The organism is Nonomuraea sp. LPB2021202275-12-8 (assembly GCF_037044575.1).
In the GTDB taxonomy this organism is placed as follows: domain Bacteria; phylum Actinomycetota; class Actinomycetes; order Streptosporangiales; family Streptosporangiaceae; genus Nonomuraea.
This window is the reverse complement of record NZ_JBAHWD010000001.1, coordinates 198,411-216,325: the sequence shown is the minus strand read 5'-3', so window position 1 is coordinate 216,325 and position 17,915 is coordinate 198,411. Positions and strand designations below refer to the sequence as shown.

Genomic DNA, 17,915 nt, shown 5'->3' with positions numbered 1-17,915 from the left:
CAATTTAGGGGGACTTTTCAGACTTCAGGTTCGGCCGGGTGCCACCAGGCGCCGGGATCGGCGGTGGACAGTTCGTCCCGGGGCGGCGCTCCCTGGAAGATGAGCCCGCGCAGGGTCCGGTCCAGGAAGTCCTTGGTGCGGTCGAGGCCGTAGAAGGCCGCGTTGGCCAGCCGGATGATCTGGACGGGCACGAAGCCGAGGTCGAGCATGTCCATCCGGGGCAGCGCGTAGGTCTGCCCGCGCAGCGCCTGGAGCCGCTCGACGGCGGCACGCTCCTCGGGGTGGTCGAACAGGACCCGCCCGACCCGCGTCGAGGATCCGTAGCCCGACAGCAGCCGGGCCAGCCGCCGCACATCTCCCGGCACGTCGGAGGACAGGTCGAACCCGCCGGGAAACTGCTCACGCGGCCCCGAGCGCGGCTCCTCCGCCGCCCGCGACTTGTACCAGACCCGCCTGCGTCTCGCCTCCTCGGTGAGCGGCAGGTCCAGCGCCCAGCCGTAGACGCCGCGCAGCACGGACGACAGCTCGCCCACCGTCATCCCCGGCTCGCCGACCAGCGCCTCATCCACGATCAGCCGCCTGGCCAGGTCGTCGGTCTCCGGGGGAAGCAGCTCCATCAGCAACGCGTCCAGGATCTCCTCCGTCTCCGCCGTCACCGTGCCGGCGACGGCCGCGCGAAGCGCCTCGAACGGCAGCGCGGGCCTCTCGCCGCGCACCGTCCCGGCGTCCCGCAGCTCGCGGGCGAGCTCCCGTACGGTGCGCAGCTCCCCGGCCAGGCGCGGCCCGTCGGGAAAGGCGCGGTAACGCATGGGGTCCTGCTCGCGGTAGACGACGGCGCGGTCGAGCAGGCGGACCAGCGTGCCGTACGCCGGATCGCCCGCCACGGGAACGAGCGCGCGGGCGCGGGCCAGCCCCTCCTCGCGCACGCTCAGCCAGCGGTGGACCAGGCGGGGATGGTTGGCGATGAACAGCACCAGCCCGAGCGCGGAGCCGTTGCCGAGCCCGAGGTGCCGCTTGATCGCCGGATCCAGCGGCACGGCCCCCGGCGCGGCCGCCCGCGCGAGATGCTCGCAGAGGTCGAAGCCGAACTCCCGCATGAGATACGCGGTGAGCATCTGCGCGTGGTACGGCACGGCGAGCGGGTGGTCCTCACCGTACGACAGGAAGGTGCGGGTGCCGAAGGTGCCGTTGGCGTCCAGCCCCGTGTTGCGCATGAGGTAGCCGACCTCCCGCAGCGCCGCGAGATCCGGCTGGCGGCCCGCGGCCAGCGCCTCCACCGCGTGACCGAACGCGCGCAGGCTCCGGTTGGACCGGCACCACACCAGGGTCCCCGGAGCGGCCCGGCCCGCGTACAGCTTGGGCAGTTGCGCGCGCGTCCACTCGATCCGGTCCGCGTCGGCCTCGCCTTCGAGCAGCGCGCCCACCATGTCCCAGCTCTGCCCGATGATGCGCGGCGTCCGGTCGATGTGGCTCGGCTCGGAGCTGAAGGCGACGAAGGACAGCGTGCCCGCGTGGGTCCGCACCCGGTAGACCGCCGTCCCGGCGCCCCGGTCGTCCAGGTCGAGCCGGTCGAGCGTGACCGACCACCCCTGGGTGAGCATCGCCGTCAGCAGCGAGCGGCTCGCGCTGAAGCGGGACGGCTGGAGCGCGGCGAGCCGTTCGGGACGCATGAGCGACGAGGGGTCGCGGGGGCGGATCGTCAGCGGTACGTCGCTCATATCTTCCTTGTCATGATATATAGGACGGTGTTTGATTTATCATGACACTATGAGACCGGCCGGGAGTTCGGCAAGGGGTCTACGGCCGCCACCTGCTCACGGACCACCAGGGTGATCAGCCCCGCACGCCGGATGGAGTGGGCTCAGCCGGCGATCCTCGGTGGCGGGTCCTGTGGTCCAGGGCGCGTCCACCGTGGGCGGGGTGAGTTCGCCGCCCCGATATCCTCAGTGAGCTGACGCCGAAGTTCGCGGAAGAATCCGGGACACCTCACCACCGGCATCACCGCCTTCTTCTTCGCGGTGCCCGTTGCCTTACTGTTTCTGCAGAATGTCAGCCGACGCCAGGTGATGCTGGAATTCCGGCGAGTTCATGTTCTGTGGGATCTGGGCGAAGACCTGAAAATTCTTGACGACGCCGCCAAGAACCTCAAAAGGCGTACGTCGTGCTGGAGAAGCGCGAACGCCACGGTTCACTGGCGAACACGAGCCCCTGGTCGGTTCTGTTGAGGCGGACAGGACCCAGCTGCTCGAGCTCATCGTGGACGTGGTCGGCGGCGTGGATGAAGTATCCGTTTCCGATGTCCGGAAGCGAGACCTCATGGATCACTCGGTAGAAGACCGTGAGGGCGCGCGGCAGCGACTGCCGGGGCGGCGAACCTTCGCCGGCTTCGATGATCAGGTTGTCGCCGGGGGGATGGCCGTAGGTGTTCTCGAAGCCGGTCATTAACGGCTTCAAGGCGCGGTCGATCTCGCCGCGCCAGGAGGCCGGCCAGGCCGTGCCGAGGACGTCTGCGCTCACGGATGAGGTTTCCGGCAGGAGGGCACTACTGGACGGCGCCGGACTGGGTGAGCAGGTTCTCGTACCAGGGGGCGTAGGGGTGATCGGTCGCCGGGTGGTTGGCCAGCGGGGTCGTCGCCATGTCCGCCCTGTCGAAGCCCCAGCCGCGGACCAGCCGCCCAGATCGCCGCGCTGACGTGATGAAGGCGGACTCGGTCGCCGGTGCGGCGTAGAACAGGGCGTCCTGCTGCAGCTCCGCGGCATCGCCCTTCTGGAACTCGGCGAAGGCGATCTGCGGATAGCGGATGCGGTCGCCGGTGAAGCGGTCGGTGTCAACGCGCAGGGTCTGTGCCGGTGTCGGGCCGTCGGCTCCGGTCCACACGCGCACGCTCGCCGTGCCGCGGGTCGAGGCGGTCTTGTCGAAGCGGGCGTCGGAGGTCTTCGCGTTCCCGCTCCACGAAACCGTCGACGCGCCGGTGTTCAACAGACCGTCCCACGCCCAGTTCTGGCTGTTGCTCTGGCTGCGGTGGATCTCGCGCAGTTGGGTGCCTGCCGCGTTCGTGAACGCGACCGTCGGCAGGACGCCGTTGTCGTACTGGCGGCTGGGGGACCAGCTGATCTCGCCGTCCGCGTGGAGACGCCCGACGCGGTACCAGAGCGTGGTCGCGTTCTGGGACTGGTGAACCTCGACCACGTCGCCGTTGTCGTTCAGCGCGACAGCGGGCGTCCTGCCGGTGTCGTACCTCCCATGGCGGAGCCAGGTCACCCGACCGTCGGCGTACCTGCCGGTCCAGTACCAGAGCACGCCAGAGCCGGAGTCGTGCACCTCCACGACCTGCCCGTTCGCGTTGAGCGCGACCGCCGGGTCGCGGCCGATGTCGCGTCTGTACTCCGCGCGGCTCTTGCCGTTGCCGGAGAGCAGGGCCAGTACACGGCCGCGCAGCGTGTCCAGCGACGGCGGGCTCGCCGGGTAGTCCTCGGCCGTCAGCAGCCGCGGCCCGAAGGCGGAAACGAGCTCCTGGTTGAGCGCGGCCAGGTTGCCGGCGGCGAACGACGGGTTGTCGGTCAAATCGTCCTTGAGGTCGAGCATGACGACGAGCGGGGCGGCGGCCGGATGCTGCTCGGACCACGTGTCGATCACGTTCAGCCAGTCGCGCAGCAGGTTCGAGGCGGGGTTGCCGGAGTGGTCGACCTGATCACCGGGCGAGTCGTGGCCGATGGCGTAGTCGTGCGCCGTGGCGTACCCGTTGTCATGGACGTCGAGCTCGATGAAGCGAACGCCGTGGTCGAGCTGGTAGGTGATGGAGTTCCGGGCGCCGTCGATGTTGCCGGAATAGCTGTTGTGCGTGGCGCGGAAGATCGCCGACGGTAACGGCACGTCCGTGTCGGCCCGGGCGTTTCCGCTGACCAGCAGCACGGACGCGGCCACGGCGAGCACGGACAGCAGAGCCCTTGAACGGGTCATTCTCGGATCCTCGCGTCGGGGGGACGGTGGCGTGAACCGCTGAACTCGTTGTCGAACGACTCCTGGACGTACGCTCATGATCCGGATGTATCGATGATCTGTCCAGCGTCGCCGAGGCACACGAGATCGAGGCCTTTCCGGCCGTACTGCCGGCCGTACTGCCGGCAAGGCCTCGCTTACGACGAGACCGCTCTCCGTGGCCTAGGGAAGCTGTCCGCGCACCCATCGCGGGTCGGGGTTGACGTGCGCCCGGCCCGCCACCACCACCGTCGGCACGGTCTCGTCGCCACCGGTGACGGCCCGCACCGCCGCCGCGCCCGCCGGGTCGCGCCAGATGTCGACCCAGTGCAGCCGGCGGGCCTCGCGGCCCAACCTGATCCGCAGCCGCAGGCAGTACGTGCAGCCCGCCCGCCAGTAGACGATCGGCCGGCCGTCGGCCGCGCTGCGGCGTTGTGCCTCCGCCGCACCGATCGACCTCGGGAACGCCAGCGGCGAGAACAGTCCGGCGAGCGGCACCAACACCAGCAGGTATACGGCGGCGGAGCCCGGGGACCCCGCGGCGATCTGCGCGCCCGCACCGAACAATCCGACCAGCAGGAGCGATATCGGCAACAAGAAGGCGCGGGTCATGAGGGCACAGGCTACCGATGGCGCTGGCCCGGCGGCCGCCCGGGTGAGGCCCGAGGGCGGGCGCAGGGTCATGTGAGGGACACGAACCATCGTCCCGCCGCTTTCCAGCGCTCGGCCACGGGGAATCCGGACCGGGCGGCGAGGAGGTCGATGTCGTCGATCGAGACCGTCGCCCAGGTGAACCAGCCGCTCGCGTGCCCGGCATGGCGAAGCCGTACGGTGTGCACCTCGCTCGGTGATCCCGGCGGGGAGAGCTCGGCGATCACCGTTCCGCCCGGCCTGAGCAGCTTGCGCAGGCGGCGAAGGAGGGCCCCGGGGTCGCCGCCGATGCCGATGTTGCCGTCGGCCAGGAGCGCCTCGGCCCACCGCCCGGTTCCCGGAAGGGGTTCGAAGACGCATCTGCGCAGCGCGAGGCCGCCCGCGCGGCGGGTCAGCTCGACGGCCAGGGGGCTGATGTCGATGCCCAGGACGGGGACCCCCGTCCGGGTGAGCGCCACGGTCAGCCTTCCGGGGCCCGAACCGACGTCGAGGGTGGGCCCGCCGCACCGGGGCAGGATGTGCTCGTCGCCCTCGATGTGCCGGAGCCAGCGTTCCGCGGAGAGCGGCCGGGCTCGGCCATCGGCATATTCGATGTCTACGCTTTCCCCTTTCAGAGAATTCTCGTAGAACGCGCCGATCATGCGGCTCTTCCATTGCTGAAGGAGTTGGGAATGGTCGGGCCATTACCGATGATCATGCTGCGACGTTACCGTGGCAGGCCGTTGCAGATCCTTAACATAAGATTACGTACCGTATCTCCGCGGACCCGAACTGGTCATTTCTCGGAATGCCGTCATCCTTTCGTAAGAGAAGGGGCGCCGATGCCGGGTTAGCGTCGGCCCATGGAGATCGACGTGGTGCTGCCCTGCCTGAATGAGGAGGCGGCTCTGCCCTGGGTGCTCGGGCGGATGCCGCCCGGATTCCGCCCCATCGTGGTCGACAACGGCTCGACCGACGGATCCGCCGAGGTCGCGGCCGGACTCGGCGCCAGGGTGGTGGCGGAGCCCCGGCCCGGATTCGGCGCCGCGTGCCATGCGGGGCTGATGGCCGCGACAGCGGACGTGGTGTGCTTCATGGACGCCGACGCGTCACTCGATCCCGGGCAGTTGCCGCGGGTCGCCGGGCAGGTCCTGGCGGGTGAGGCCGATCTGGTCCTTGGTCGCAGGATCCTCCGGCCGGGCGCGTCCTGGCCGGTGCACGCCCGGCTCGGCAACGCCGTACTGGCCCGGAAGCTGCGCCGCCGCACCGGCGCCGACCTGCATGACCTCGGACCGATGCGGGCGTGCCTGCGTGCCGGGCTGCTGAGGCTGGGGCTGGCGGACCGCCGCTTCGGCTATCCCCTGGAGATGGTGCTGCGCGCCGGTGCGGCGGGCTGGCGGATCGCCGAGGTCGAGGTGGACTACCTGGCCCGCGCGGGGCGGTCGAAGGTGACCGGCACGGCGCGCGGCACGCTACGGGCGATCAGCGACATGCGCCGGGTCATGGCCGACGAGAGCGGCACCAGGTGAGCCCTGACCCCGGCGCGCACATCCTGGTGATCGCCAAGGAGCCCGTGCCGGGGAAGGTGAAGACCCGCCTGACGCCGCCCTGCACTCCGCACGAGGCCGCCGCGCTGGCCGGCGCCGCGCTGGAGGACACGCTGCGGACGGTCGCGCGGGTCCCGGCGGCACACCGCGTCATCGCTCTCGACGGGATTCCGGGGCCGTGGCTTCCCCCTGGCTTCACCGTCCTTCCGCAGCGTGGCGGCGGCCTGGACGAACGGCTCGCCGCCGCCTTCGACGACGCCCACCGGATCTCGCCCGCCCCGATCGTGCTCATCGGCATGGACACCCCGCAGGTCTCCGCCGGCCTGCTGGCGGACGCCGTGAAGAGTCTCGGCACCCACGACGCGGTGTTCGGCCCCGCGACGGACGGCGGCTTCTGGCTGCTCGGACTGCGCGACCCCGACCCCGGCCTGCTGCTCGGCGTGCCGATGTCCGAGCCGACCACGGGAGAGATCCAGCTGAACAGGCTGAGAGAGGCCGGGCTGAGCGTGGCCCGCATGCCTCACCTGACCGATGTGGACACCATGGCGGACGCCGTCGAGGTGGCGGCGCTGGCTCCGCGCTCCCGCTTCGCCGCCGCGCTCGCCGGAACGGCGGTACTGCGATGAATCCTCCGCACGAGATGAAGGTGCTGGTCACCGGCGCTGCCGGGTTCATCGGGAGCCACGTGACGCAGGCTCTGGAGTCGGCCGGACACGAGGTGGTCCGGCTCGACCTCAGGACCGGCGACGATGTACGCGACCCCGCGGCGCTCGATCGGTCGCTGGCGGGTGCCGGCGTCGTGGTGCACCAAGCGGCCAAGGTCGGGCTCGGCGTGAACGTGGCGGACCTGCCGGACTACGCCTCGGTCAACGTGTACGGCACGGCTGTGCTGCTCGCCGCGATGGCGCGGCACGAGATCGGACGGCTGGTGCTTGCCTCCTCCATGGTCGTCTACGGCGAGGGCGCCTACGACTGTCCGCGGCACGGCCGGGTGCGGCCCGCACCCCGCTCCGCCGCCGCCCTGGCACGCGGGCTCTTCGAACCCCGATGCCCCCGGTGCGACTCCGAGCTGGCCTTCGCCACCATCGACGAGGACGCGCCGGCGGATCCGCGCAACGCCTACGCCACCAGCAAGCTGGCGCAGGAGCATCTGGCCGCCAACTGGGCGCGCGAGACCGGCGGCACGGCCGTCGCCTTGCGCTACCACAACGTGTACGGGCCCAGGATGCCCAGGGACACGCCGTACTCCGGGGTCGCGGCGATCTTCCGGTCCGCGCTGGAGGCCGGGCGCGCCCCCCGGGTGTTCGAGGACGGCGGGCAGCTGCGGGATTTCGTGCACGTGCGCGATGTGGCCGGCGCGAACGTCGCGGCCCTCGCCGGCGGCCGGCCGGGCGCGCTCGCGGCCTACAACATCGCCAGCGGACAACCGCACAGCGTCGGCGACATGGCCGTGGCACTGGCCGCGCGGCATGGCGGCCCCGAGCCGGTCGTCACGGGGGAGTACCGGCTGGGCGACGTCCGCCACATCGTGGCGGCACCGCACAGGGCCGAGGCGGAGCTCGGCTTCCGCGCCCAGATCGGCTTCGACGAGGGGATGAGGGAGTTCGCCACCGCACCACTGGCGTGCCCGGCGTGACGGGCCGCGCGGTGGGAACGGCCGTCCTGCTGGGCGCCCTGGTCTGCACCCTCGCGCTGGCCCTCGGCCGGGACGGCGTGCCCACAGCTGGCCTGTTGTGGCCGTACGCGCTGGCGTGGGTGTTCTTCGGCGCGGCGGCGTGGGCCGTGCGCGGGCTGCCGCGACGCCGGGCGATGTGCCTGGTGATCGCCGGCGGGATCGCGGTGACCGGCACGGGCCTCCTCGCGCCGCCCGCCACCAGCACCGACTCCTACCGCTACGCCTGGGACGGACGGGTCCACGCCGCGGGCTTGTCGCCCTACGACCACGCCCCGGACGCGGCCGCGCTGGCGCCGCTGCGTGACAGCTGGCTCTTCCCCCGCGAGGACGGCTGCCGGGGGCCCGGTCGCTATCCGATCCCCTCCGGCGACCGCGTCCCATCGTGCACGCGGATCAACCGCCCCGGCGTGCACACGATCTATCCGCCCCTGGCCGAGGCGTACTTCCTCCTCGTGCACGTGCTCTCGCCCGAGGGGGCACGGCACAAGCCGCTGCAGCTCGGCGGGGCGCTGCTGGCGTTGGCGACGTCGGCCGCTCTGCTGATCGCGCTCAGCCGCCGGGCCGGGACCCGGGACCTGGCCCCGGCCTACACCGCCTGTTACGCGTGGTGTCCAGCCGTCCCGCTCGAACTGGTGAACAACGCGCACGTCGACGCGCTCGGCGTCCTGCTCGCGGTCATAGCCCTGACCGTCACGAACAGGCACCGGATCGTCGGCGGCACGCTGCTCGGGGCGGCGACGGCGGTCAAGCTGCTGCCCGCCGTCACCGTCCCCGGGGCGCTCTCGGGGATCCTGGCCGCAGGCGGGAAGACGCCGGCGCGACGGCTGCTCGACGCCCTGGCGGTCCTCGGTCCCGCCGCCCTCGTGGTGGTGCTCGCCTACCTCCCGTACGTGGTCGCCTCGCGCGGCTCGGTCCTCGGCTACTTCTTCGGGTATCTGAACGAGGAGGGCTACGACGACGCCGGCGCCGGGGACCGTTACGCGCTGCTGCGGCTGTTCATTCCCGACTCGTGGGCGTTCCCCGCTGCCCTCCTCATCCTCGGGCTCGCGCTTCTCCACGTGCTCCGCCGTGGCGACCCGGACCGGCCGTGGCGCGGCGCCCTGGAGGTGACCGGGGTCGCGTTCCTCGTGTTCACGCCCGGATACTCCTGGTACGCCGTGCTGGTCGTCGCGCTGGTAGCCCTCGACGGCCGGTGGGAGTGGCTCGGCGTCCCGCTGGCGAGCGGCGTGGCATACCTCGGCGCCGGCGCCGACTCCGGGACCATCGCCTACGCCCTCGCCGCGCTTGCCGTGTCAGGCGGGCTCGTCGCGCGCGGCGCGTTCCGCACCCGCAGCGTGTACACCGCTTCCGGGACCGCGAAGGGCACCAAGCTGATCGACAGCCATCGTCCGAGGTAGGGAGTGGTGCCCACCGCTGTCGCGTGCCTTCCGGATCAGTTTCCGCGCGTCTCCTCACCGCCGGGGCACCCGAGGAGAGCCGCCGCGAGCATGGCGGCAAGCCACTCCTCGTACTCGGCCTCACTCCACTCGCACACCTCGGTCAGCTTCTCGAAGTTCTCGGTCGAGGTGAGGACGTAGATCTGCTCGGCGGCTCTGGCCGGGGGGAGACCCGGGCGCAGCGCTCCGAGGGCATGGAGATGCTCGGCCGGTCCGCGGCTCCCCGCGAGTCTTTCCTGCTCGATGCCGGCCAGCACGTCCTGCAGCCCGGCGTCGGCCGGGGACGCGGAGGCCGCCGCGCGCAGGACGCGGTGCACGGGCTTGATGCGTCGGAGGATCGCGGTGGCCATTGCGGCGAACCCGGCCAAAGCGCGTACCGGGTCCCGTTCGGCGATGATCGCCTGGACCTCGGGCCGGTCGCTCTGTCGCACGGCCCGCGCGTCCCCGGCCAGCGTGATGTCGTAGACGAGCTTCGCCAGCGCGGGTTTGCCGCCGGGGCAGGACGTATACAGCGTCTGGACGGCCACGCCGGCCTCGCGCGCGACTTCGGCCATGGTGGTGTCGGCGTACCCCTTGCCGACCATCAACTCCCGGGCCGCTGTCGCGATCTTCAGTCGCGTGGTCTGGGCGTGCTCCTGGCGCAGGCCGCTGGAGTAAGGACGTCGCTTCCTCTGCTCGGTCATCGGGAACCATGCTCCCAGAAGACATTGACTAGAGATGTCTCTAATGAAACTGTGTGGATCCAATCAAATGTAGCCTGTCAGGGAAAGGCGCCTGGTGTCTCTGACCCTCACCGTGTCCAGAACGGTCGCGCTGTTGCTGGTCGGCGTGTACGCCGGCGGCGTCGTCTTCGTCGTGATCGCCCCGTCCGTAAGCCGGCTCCCGGGATCCGCGTACGTCAGGTACTGGCAGGCGCTCAACGTCGACTACGGCCGTGGCATGCCGCCCATGCTGTTGACCGGCATCGCCGTGCTGCTCGTCGTGGCGGTCCTGTCGTGGAGCCGCGGATGGCTCGTCTTCGGCTTGACCGTGGCAGCCCTGATCCTGGTCATCCTCACGGTCGTCCTCACCCTGGCGGGCATGGAGCCTCTCAACCGGACCGCGAACACCTGGGATCCCGACCGGCTGCCCGCCGGCTGGCAGGAGATCCGGCAGCAGTGGTTCAACCTGCACCTCGTCCGGACCGCGCTCGCCCTGGCGGCGTTCGCGTGCCTGATCGTCGCCCAGGGCGCCGACCGAAGCCAGGAGCTCCTGACGCGCTGAGACGAAAGGGCGCCGGTCGCGGATGCCCTCGCCTCGAGGTCGGAGCTGTAGGCTGCCTACATATAGATGTGTAGGCTGTCTACTTTTCAAGCTCTTGTCTGGAGGCGCGCGTTCAGCCGGTGGCGCTCAGGTGGCGGACGCGGACGGTGTTGCGGACCGGCTCGTCGTGCTCGTCGGTGTATTCGGCGACCTTGGCGTAGCCGTGCTCGTCGTAGATGCGCCCCAGCTCGGGGCTGCCTGCCCAGTGGTCCAGCGCCAGTGCTGGGGCATGGTGCGCTCTGGCGAGGCGCTCGGCCTCCTCCAGCAGGGCCGTGCCGACACCGTGGCCGCCGGGACCGCGATCGGTCATCACGGTGTGGATGAACAGTGATCCGTCGGGCACGGTGGCCGCGGGGATCCGAGGGGGAGTCATGGGCGCCGCGGCCAGCATCCCGACGCATCGGCCGTTGCGTTCGGCCAGGGTGATGACGCCTTGGCGGGTCCAGTCGGTGACTCGGCCGGGGAAACCGGGGATGCGGGAGAACGGCACGGTTCCCCACTGCTCCGGACGGCCCTCGTCGCCCCCGTCACCCGCGTCTCCTCGGCCGAGGAGGCCGTCAAGCTGGCCGCCGCCAGCGAGTACGGCCTGTCCCTCGGCATCGTCATCCGCGACGTCATGCACGGCCTGGCCGTCGCCGAGCAGATCCCCACCGGCATCGTCCACATCAACGACCAGACCGTGAACGACGAGGCCAACGCCCCCTTCGGCGGTGTGCGCGCCTCCGGCACCGGCTCCCGCTTCGGCGGCGCCACGGCGAACATCGAGGCGTTCACCGAGACCCGCTGGATCACCATGCGCGGCGAACCCCCGCGCTACCCCTTCTGACGAGTCCGGGCCGGCGGGCCGGCAGCAGTGTGGCGTGGCGGTCGTGGGCCGCCACGCCACAGGCCGCAGGTCAGCTCGCGCTGCAGGAGACCGTCGGCCAGGTCCGGTTGCCGTTGTGCTGGATCGTCACACCCCAGTTGTCGCCGTTGCCGTTGGGCCTGGCGGTCAGCACCTGGGCACTGGGGTAGCCGGCGCTGATGTTCCAGGTGGACATGATCCTCGCCGGTGACGGCACGTTCATCGTCACGGTCCAGTTGCTCGAGCCGCTGACCGAGACGTTGAGGTTGTACCGGTCGCTCCACTGCTGACCCGCGGACAGCGACGCGGTGCAGCCGCCGGGGTTGCCGCCGCCGGGGTCGCCGCCGCCGGGGGAGCCGCCCACCGTGATGTTAGAGCTCCCACTGCTTTGATATCCCTCTGTGGCGAGAATCATGTAGTCATGACTGCCCAGACTCATTCCATTGCGGGCCCATGCGTCGAAGTGGTTGCCGGAGGTTATGGTGCCGCCGGTTTTCTTCGACTGCCGGACGCTCCAATACTGATTGAACGTTCTGGTGCCTTCGATGGAGGGGGCGTTGTATCGCGTCGTCTGGTAGATGTCGTACGTACCGCCATCGCTGGTGACCGTGCCCTTGTACGTTCCCGTGGGCCGGTAGGTTCCCCAGTTGTCGACGATGTAGTACTCCACCAGCGGGTTTCTCGTCCACCCATAGAGGGTCAGATACGAGTTGCCGGACGGATTGAAGCTGCCGGAGTAATTCACGGTCCTGCGCCCGCCGGGGTTCCAGCCCTTGCCGGCGACGAAATTCCCGGTGTTGCGCCATGAGGTGCTGTAATTGCCGCCGGATCCCAGCTCCATGGAGACCGACCCGGGACTGTCGGTCCAGAACGAATAGAAATAGCCGTTGTTGGTGCCGGTCTGGTTGGAGGTGATGGGGGCCGCGTGGGCGGTGCCGGGCATCATCGTGGTGGCCGCGACCAGCGTTACGACGCAGGCACGGCCGATGAGCGTCCTGATGCGGCCGCGTCCGCGGCTCTCCGGGTGGGCGGGGGCGTCGTTCATGTCCGTGCTTCCTTCCCGTGAAGGCCGGCGGGGACCAGGCGTCATGCGGTCGACGAGGACCGTGTCGCGGCGGGGTGACCCCGGTTCGACAAGGTTGAGGTCTGTCTGAACGAAACTATCGGCGCCTTGTCGAAAGTATCGGACCGGCAGCGTCAGGCTGTCAACGATCCTCGTCAGGCTGTGCACCTCTCCTCGGTCAGGAGCCCCTGCGATGGCGTTGACCCTGGCCACTTGCAATGCGCCGGCCGACCGCGCGGGAGTGGGCAGTGAAAGTTTCAAGAACAAGCCGAAACATGTCGCGGTCGGTCTGCGAACGCACGGCATCCCGGAGACGGCCTCGATGAAGGAGGTCTACGAGCTCAAGGGGTCGGGGATGACCTGGGAAGAGTTCCAGACGCAGCTCGCGAGCACGACCCACCCGCGACGGGTCATGACGCTCGCCGAGGTGGCCGACGTCGCGGTGTTCATGGCTTCCGATAAGGCGAGCGGGATGACGGGCACCACCGTCAACCTGGCCATGGGCGACCTGGATGACCAGCGGGGGAGCGATGTCCCGAGCCGGCCGGCGGGGTCAGGCGGGCTGCCTGGCCGCCGTGCGCGCGGCCATCCGCCGTTCGAACCACAGCGAGGTGAACGGCGGCACCGCGCACGCCAGGCCCAGCACCACCGCGCCGCGGCTCCAGCCCGCCTCCCGCGCCGAGAGCACCACCCCGGCCGCGTACAGCACGAACATCGCCCCGTGGACCGGGCCGAACACCTTCACTCCGAGCTCGCCGGTCGCGGTCACGTACTTGAAGAACATCCCGACCAGCAGCCCCGCCCACGAACACGCCTCGGCCACTGCCACGACCCGGAACCAGCGCAGCATGCTTCACCCTTTCACCCGAATACCGCGCGTACTCTACAGGCTGTAGAGGACGGCGCGGGAAGAGGGGCCGGGGCGACTCCACGCTCTCCAGCCGCCGGCGGCCGGGTCATCCAGGCGATCAGCGACCTCGTGATCGACCTGGAGGACCCGGCTGCCGGGCGCCCGATCGGCGCTCGCCCGTCACCCCTGCGGCAGGCGCGGGAGTGACCCGGTGTCGGTGTCGAGCAGGGCGCCAGGCGATCGACGTGTCACGGGTTGCCGGACCGGCAGACCGGGGAGGTGCGGAACTCGACGGCCGCCCCGGTGGCGTCGGAAATCACCGCTCGGATGTCAGACGTGAAGGTGGGCTGGCAGCCGATCCCCACGAAAGTGCGGTCGTTGAACGCCGGCACCTGGCCGCCGTTGACGAACCAGCGGATGGCGACCGGCGCGGTCGCGCCGCTGAAGGCGACCGAGCAGAGGAACCGCCGGGCGAGCCCCTCGCAGCTGCCGCCGTCCAGGGTCAGGGCCATCATGGTCGCCGAACCGGCCGTCGCGGATGAAGGCTTCAGCCGATGTAGTCATCGAACGTGAGTGACATCCGGTGCTCGCTCGACGGCAGTGCGGGCACCATCAGCACGTCACGCTCGCCGTTCCCGCCGCGCGGTGCGGACACCACGGCGATCGGCCGCCGGCTCGCGGGGAGGAAGGCGTCCATCCCGGTCAGGAACGGCTGGCTGAAGAACTGCGGGATCGGCGCGGTGAGGTCGGTGACGCCGTCCACGCCGGCGTCGTAGGCGAAGATCCCGATCGCCCGCTTGGTCCGCGGCGTGTTCGCCGGGTTCAGCAGTTCGAGCCCGTTGACGCGCAGGGAGTCGCCTGCCGCGCCCTGGTCGCCCCACCACTCCTTCTGCCGGTTGATGACCAGGTTGGCATGGCGGGGACTGGTTTCCATCAGGGCTCCGACGCCCTCGCCGGGCCGGCTCGTCAGCAGCCGCACCAGCGCGTCGGAGCGCCGGAACGGCTGGAAGTACAGGTGGTGCACGGACGTGGGGCTCCAGACGACGGCGAACTCGTAGTGCGCGCGGCCCTGCGCCCTGAACGGCCCCCACGACCCGTCGGGACCGATCCGGAAGACCGCCGCGGGCTTCTTGGTCTTCCGCGTTCCGGTGCGCGGGTCCAGCCTGAAGATCTCGACCCGGGTCCCGTCGGCTCCCACGTTGCTCGGGAACAACAGCGCGCGCCCTGACAGCGACACGTGCCCGCGTTCCTCGACGACGGCCGTCGTGCGCGGTGGCCGTCCGGTGAAGAACTCGAAGAACTCCGCGAAGGTCTCAGCCGACGTGACGACCTGCGTGTGGGACTGGTCGGGGAACCGTACGTTCTCGGCTCCGCCCACCTGCCGTGCGGCCGAGCCCTCGCCCCACACCGCGAGCGTGGGAACAGCACCTGGCGGATCCGCCGAACTGGCCCCGTCCAGGTTGACGTAGTGCGCGACCCTCGCCGCCCGGTCCGGAGAGCTCCGGAGGTACTCCTGCATCAGGCCGGTCCCCAGCGAGTGGGCCAGCAGGTCGATCCTGTCCGCGCCCGACCGCGCCAGCAGCCGGCTGATCCGCTCGTCCAGCCCGGTGTAGACCTGCTCCCGCGTGTTGGTCTGGAACAGCGAGTCGTACTCGTGGGCCTCGATCAGGCCCATCCGGTACCCGTTGCTCGTCAGCCGCCGCGCCTGTGTCTCGAACTGGCTGCCGGAGCCGCTGAACCCATGGACGAAGACCACCGGCCGGTGGTCGCCTGTCCGTGCCCATGCGGTAGGCGTCATCAGCACGCACGCCGTCAGGACCGCCGACACCGCCGACAACGAGGCGATGAGCCGTCGCAGCTTCATACCCACTCCTCCGACCGAGGAGAACATTGCTCTGGTCTGCCGACAGCGTCGGCCCTCACGGCCCTCCCGTCAACACGCCGCCAACTTGTCGTATGAATCCCGCACTTGTATGATGACTGAAGATCTGGTTCGCCGACCCTTTGGACCGCCATGCCCGCCGACAGCATCCGCCACGTCTCGCTCTCCTCCGTCACGCTTCCGCTGGACGTCCCCGTCAGCGACGCCAAGGTCCTCACCGGGCGGCAGAAGCCCATGACCGAGATCGCCTTCCTGTTCGCCGAGATCGCGACGGAGGAGGGCCACCGCGGGACCGGCTTCAGCTACTCCAAGAGGGCGGGCGGCCCCGCCCAGTACGCCCACGCGAAGGAGGTCGGCGCGAACCTGCTCGGCCAGGACCCCTCCGACATCGGCAAGGTCTACGACTCGCTGCTCTGGGCGGGCGCGTCGGTGGGCCGCTCGGGCGTGGCCACCCAGGCCCTGGCCGCGGTCGACGTCGCCCTCTGGGACCTCAAGGCCAGGCGCGCCGGGCTGCCCCTCGCCAAGCTCCTGGGCGCCTACCGCGACTCGGTCAGGACGTACAACACCTCCGGCGGCTTCCTGCACGCGCCGATCGAGGAAGTGAAGGCGCGTGCGACCCGGTCGCTCCAGGACGGCATCGGCGGCATCAAGATCAAGGTCGGTCAGCCCGACCTGAAGGAGGACCTGAGGCGTCTGGCCGCCGTCCGTGAGCATCTCGGCGACGACGTGCCGCTCATGGTGGACGCCAACCAGCAGTGGGATCGGGCGACGGCGCTGCGGTTCGGGCGCGCCGTGGAGGAGTACGGCCTGGTCTGGATCGAGGAGCCGCTGGACGCCTACGACGCCGAGGGCCACGCGCAGCTCGCCGCCGCGCTCGACACCCCCATCGCCACCGGCGAGATGCTCACCAGCGTGGCCGAGCACGTCCGCCTCATCGAGGCCCGCGCCGCCGACGTCATCCAGCCGGACGCCCCGCGTGTCGGTGGCATCACCCCCTTCCTCCGCCTGGCCACCCTCGCCGACCACGCGGGCCTCCAACTGGCCCCGCACTTCGCCATGGAGATCCACCTCCACCTGGCCGCCGCCTATCCGCGCGAGCCGTGGGTCGAGCACTTCGAATGGCTCAACCCCCTGTTCGACGAGCGGCTCGAGACCCGCGACGGCCGCATGCTCGTCCCCGACCGCCCCGGTCTCGGCTTCACCCTCAGCGAGCAGTGCCGCGCGTGGACCGTGGACAGCGTCGAATTCGGCAAGGCGTGACCCACGTCAAGGAGATCGCCCGGCTCCTGCTGGGCGAGGACCCCTCCGACATCGGGAGGATCTACGACAGGCTGCTCTGGGCGGGCGCGTCGGTAGGCAGGTCCGGCGTGGCGACCCAGGCGATCGCCTCGGTGGACACCGCGCTCTGGGACGTCAGGGCCAGGCGCGCCGGGCTGCCCCTCGCCAAGCTCCTGGGCGCCTACCGCGACTCGGTCAGGACGTACAACACCTCCGGCGGCTACCTCCAGGCCCCGATCGACGAGGTCAAGGAGAAGGCCTGGCGCTCCCTCCAGGACGGCATCGGCGGCATCAAGATCAAGGTCGGTCAGCCCGACCTGAAGGAGGACCTGAGGCGTCTGGCCGCCGTCCGTGAGCATCTCGGCGACGACGTGCCGCCGGCTTCATCCAGCCCGACGTGCCCCGCGTGGGCGGCATCACGCCCTATCTCAAGGTCGCGGCGCTGGCCGACCACGCGAACCTGCAGGTGGCGCCGCACTTCGTGATGGAGATCCACCTCCACCTGGCGGCGGCTTTCCCGCGTGAGTCCTGGGTCGAGCACATCGAGTGGCTCTCGCCGTTGTTCGACGAGCGGCTCACGATCGAGGGCGGGCGCATGCGCGTGCCCGACCGTCCGGGGCTCGGCCTCAGCCTGGCCGGGCAGGCCAGGGTCTGGCGGCTCGACGACGTCGAGTTCCGGGCCGCGGCCAGGTAGATTGTCCCCCGTGCCGTCAGACCAGAGGCTCGATCGCGACACCGGGCGCGGGCTCGCGCATGAGCTCGTCGAGCGGCTGAAGGCGCGCATCCTGGCCGGCGAGATCACGCCTGGCCAGAAGCTGCCGACGGAGTCCTCGCTCGTCGAGGAGTTCGGCGTGAGCCGCACGGTGGTCCGCGAGGCCATCTCGCGGCTCCAGGCGGCCGGCCTCGTCGAGACCTTCCAGGGCCGGGGCTCGTTCGTGCTGGCCCTGCCGGCGTCCACGGCCTTCTCCGTGGAGGCCTCGGGGATCCGCACGCACCGCGACGTCCTCGACATGATCGACTTCCGGATCGGCGTCGAGTCGGAGTCGGCGGGCCTGGCCGCCGAGCGCCGGACCGACCTGCAGCTCAGGGCCATCGAGCGCGCCCTGGTCGACCTGGGGCGCTCCAGTGAGCATCCCGGCGACGCCGTCGAGGCCGACTTCCAGTTCCACCTCAAGATCGCGCTCGCCTCGGGCAACCGCTTCTACTCCGAACTGCTGGCGTCGTTCGGCCCGATGGTGATCATGCTGCCGCGCACGCGGCTGGAGCCCGCGTACACGGTCTCGAACGCCACCCACCTCACCCGGGTGACGCTGGAGCACGAGAACGTCTACCGCGCCATCGCCGACCAGGACGCCGCGGCGGCGCGCGCCGCGATGCGGGTGCATCTGTCCAACTCGCGCGCCCGCCTGCAGCAGGCCCCCTAGCGGCG

At 70.5% G+C, this 17,915-nt stretch carries 20 protein-coding genes and 1 pseudogene; 10 read left to right on the top strand and 11 right to left on the bottom strand.

Annotated elements, in window-relative coordinates:
* Positions 1-17 precede the first annotated feature (17 nt).
* The 5 genes from V5E28_RS01060 to V5E28_RS01040 all read right to left on the bottom strand — a co-directional run bounded on the left by V5E28_RS01060 (position 18) and on the right by V5E28_RS01040 (position 5,271).
* Positions 18-1,718, bottom strand: coding sequence for a hypothetical protein (locus V5E28_RS01060; protein ID WP_336204018.1), 1,701 nt, complete (start codon positions 1,716-1,718; stop codon positions 18-20).
* A gap of 427 nt (positions 1,719-2,145) precedes the next feature.
* Positions 2,146-2,517, bottom strand: a complete 372-nt coding sequence (locus V5E28_RS01055; protein ID WP_336204017.1) for a hypothetical protein — start codon at positions 2,515-2,517, stop codon at positions 2,146-2,148.
* A gap of 25 nt (positions 2,518-2,542) precedes the next feature.
* On the bottom strand, positions 2,543-3,961 hold the full coding sequence (locus V5E28_RS01050; RefSeq protein ID WP_336204015.1) for a hypothetical protein: 1,419 nt from the start codon (positions 3,959-3,961) through the stop codon (positions 2,543-2,545).
* A 201-nt stretch (positions 3,962-4,162) separates the two neighbouring features.
* A complete protein-coding gene (locus V5E28_RS01045) occupies positions 4,163-4,591 on the bottom strand; it encodes a glutaredoxin domain-containing protein (protein ID WP_336204014.1) in 429 nt (142 codons plus the stop codon).
* Between the two features lie 68 nt (positions 4,592-4,659).
* On the bottom strand, positions 4,660-5,271 hold the full coding sequence (locus tag V5E28_RS01040) for a class I SAM-dependent methyltransferase (protein ID WP_336204013.1): 612 nt from the start codon (positions 5,269-5,271) through the stop codon (positions 4,660-4,662).
* Between the two features lie 201 nt (positions 5,272-5,472).
* Here V5E28_RS01040 and V5E28_RS01035 point away from each other — a divergent pair, with 201 nt between their 5' ends.
* Genes V5E28_RS01035 through V5E28_RS01020 form a run of 4 tightly spaced genes read left to right on the top strand, consistent with a single transcriptional unit; the run spans position 5,473 to position 9,228 of the window.
* Entirely contained in the window at positions 5,473-6,138 is a 666-nt protein-coding gene (locus V5E28_RS01035) for a glycosyltransferase family 2 protein (RefSeq protein ID WP_336204011.1), read from the top strand.
* Positions 6,135-6,782, top strand: coding sequence for a TIGR04282 family arsenosugar biosynthesis glycosyltransferase (locus V5E28_RS01030; protein ID WP_336204010.1), 648 nt, complete (start codon positions 6,135-6,137; stop codon positions 6,780-6,782). The genes V5E28_RS01035 and V5E28_RS01030 overlap by 4 nt, the downstream gene beginning before the upstream one ends.
* A 14-nt stretch (positions 6,783-6,796) precedes the next feature.
* Complete coding sequence (locus V5E28_RS01025; RefSeq protein ID WP_442945760.1) at positions 6,797-7,792, top strand: NAD-dependent epimerase/dehydratase family protein; 996 nt, start codon at positions 6,797-6,799, stop codon at positions 7,790-7,792.
* Positions 7,789-9,228 carry a glycosyltransferase 87 family protein gene (locus V5E28_RS01020; RefSeq protein WP_336204007.1) on the top strand — a complete coding sequence of 480 codons (1,440 nt, stop codon included), beginning with the start codon at positions 7,789-7,791 and terminating at the stop codon, positions 9,226-9,228. Before V5E28_RS01025 ends, V5E28_RS01020 begins: the two co-directional genes overlap by 4 nt.
* A gap of 35 nt (positions 9,229-9,263) precedes the next feature.
* On the opposite strand, the gene V5E28_RS01015 is transcribed toward V5E28_RS01020, so the two are convergent.
* Positions 9,264-9,950, bottom strand: a complete 687-nt coding sequence (locus tag V5E28_RS01015) for a TetR/AcrR family transcriptional regulator (RefSeq protein ID WP_336204005.1) — start codon at positions 9,948-9,950, stop codon at positions 9,264-9,266.
* A 94-nt stretch (positions 9,951-10,044) separates the two neighbouring features.
* On the opposite strand from V5E28_RS01015, the gene V5E28_RS01010 reads away from it, so the two are divergent.
* Positions 10,045-10,530, top strand: coding sequence for a DUF1772 domain-containing protein (locus V5E28_RS01010; protein WP_336204004.1), 486 nt, complete (start codon positions 10,045-10,047; stop codon positions 10,528-10,530).
* A 112-nt stretch (positions 10,531-10,642) separates the two neighbouring features.
* Here the strand turns inward: V5E28_RS01010 and V5E28_RS01005 are convergent, their stop codons facing one another.
* Entirely contained in the window at positions 10,643-11,059 is a 417-nt protein-coding gene (locus V5E28_RS01005) for a GNAT family N-acetyltransferase (RefSeq protein ID WP_336204002.1), read from the bottom strand.
* A 27-nt stretch (positions 11,060-11,086) separates the two neighbouring features.
* On the opposite strand from V5E28_RS01005, the pseudogene V5E28_RS01000 reads away from it, so the two are divergent.
* Positions 11,087-11,395 (top strand): annotated as a pseudogene (locus V5E28_RS01000) (aldehyde dehydrogenase family protein); the annotation flags it as partial.
* A gap of 70 nt (positions 11,396-11,465) precedes the next feature.
* Here the strand turns inward: V5E28_RS01000 and V5E28_RS00995 are convergent.
* From V5E28_RS00995 to V5E28_RS00980, 4 genes are all read right to left on the bottom strand, one after another.
* The gene (locus V5E28_RS00995) at positions 11,466-12,458 is read right to left on the bottom strand and encodes a glycoside hydrolase family 11 protein (protein ID WP_336204000.1); all 993 of its coding nucleotides are present in this window, start codon (positions 12,456-12,458) and stop codon (positions 11,466-11,468) included.
* 571 nt (positions 12,459-13,029) lie between these two features.
* Positions 13,030-13,326, bottom strand: a complete 297-nt coding sequence (locus tag V5E28_RS00990; RefSeq protein ID WP_336203998.1) for a DUF3817 domain-containing protein — start codon at positions 13,324-13,326, stop codon at positions 13,030-13,032.
* A 248-nt stretch (positions 13,327-13,574) separates the two neighbouring features.
* Positions 13,575-13,841, bottom strand: a complete 267-nt coding sequence (locus tag V5E28_RS00985; protein WP_336203997.1) for a hypothetical protein — start codon at positions 13,839-13,841, stop codon at positions 13,575-13,577.
* 32 nt (positions 13,842-13,873) lie between these two features.
* Positions 13,874-15,190, bottom strand: coding sequence for an alpha/beta fold hydrolase (locus tag V5E28_RS00980; RefSeq protein WP_336203995.1), 1,317 nt, complete (start codon positions 15,188-15,190; stop codon positions 13,874-13,876).
* 150 nt (positions 15,191-15,340) lie between these two features.
* On the opposite strand from V5E28_RS00980, the gene V5E28_RS00975 reads away from it, so the two are divergent.
* From V5E28_RS00975 to V5E28_RS00960, 4 genes are read left to right on the top strand one after another with little or no spacing between them, the layout of a single operon-like run.
* A complete protein-coding gene (locus tag V5E28_RS00975) occupies positions 15,341-16,468 on the top strand; it encodes an L-talarate/galactarate dehydratase (protein ID WP_336203993.1) in 1,128 nt (375 codons plus the stop codon).
* A complete protein-coding gene (locus tag V5E28_RS00970; RefSeq protein ID WP_336203991.1) occupies positions 16,465-16,971 on the top strand; it encodes a hypothetical protein in 507 nt (168 codons plus the stop codon). The genes V5E28_RS00975 and V5E28_RS00970 overlap by 4 nt, the downstream gene beginning before the upstream one ends.
* Positions 16,884-17,180 (top strand): enolase C-terminal domain-like protein, encoded by a 297-nt coding sequence (locus tag V5E28_RS00965; RefSeq protein WP_336203990.1) that lies wholly within the window; start codon positions 16,884-16,886, stop codon positions 17,178-17,180. The genes V5E28_RS00970 and V5E28_RS00965 overlap by 88 nt, the downstream gene beginning before the upstream one ends.
* Positions 17,181-17,190: 10 nt before the next feature.
* Positions 17,191-17,910, top strand: a complete 720-nt coding sequence (locus tag V5E28_RS00960; RefSeq protein ID WP_336203989.1) for a FadR/GntR family transcriptional regulator — start codon at positions 17,191-17,193, stop codon at positions 17,908-17,910.
* The last annotated feature ends 5 nt before the right edge of the window (positions 17,911-17,915 follow it).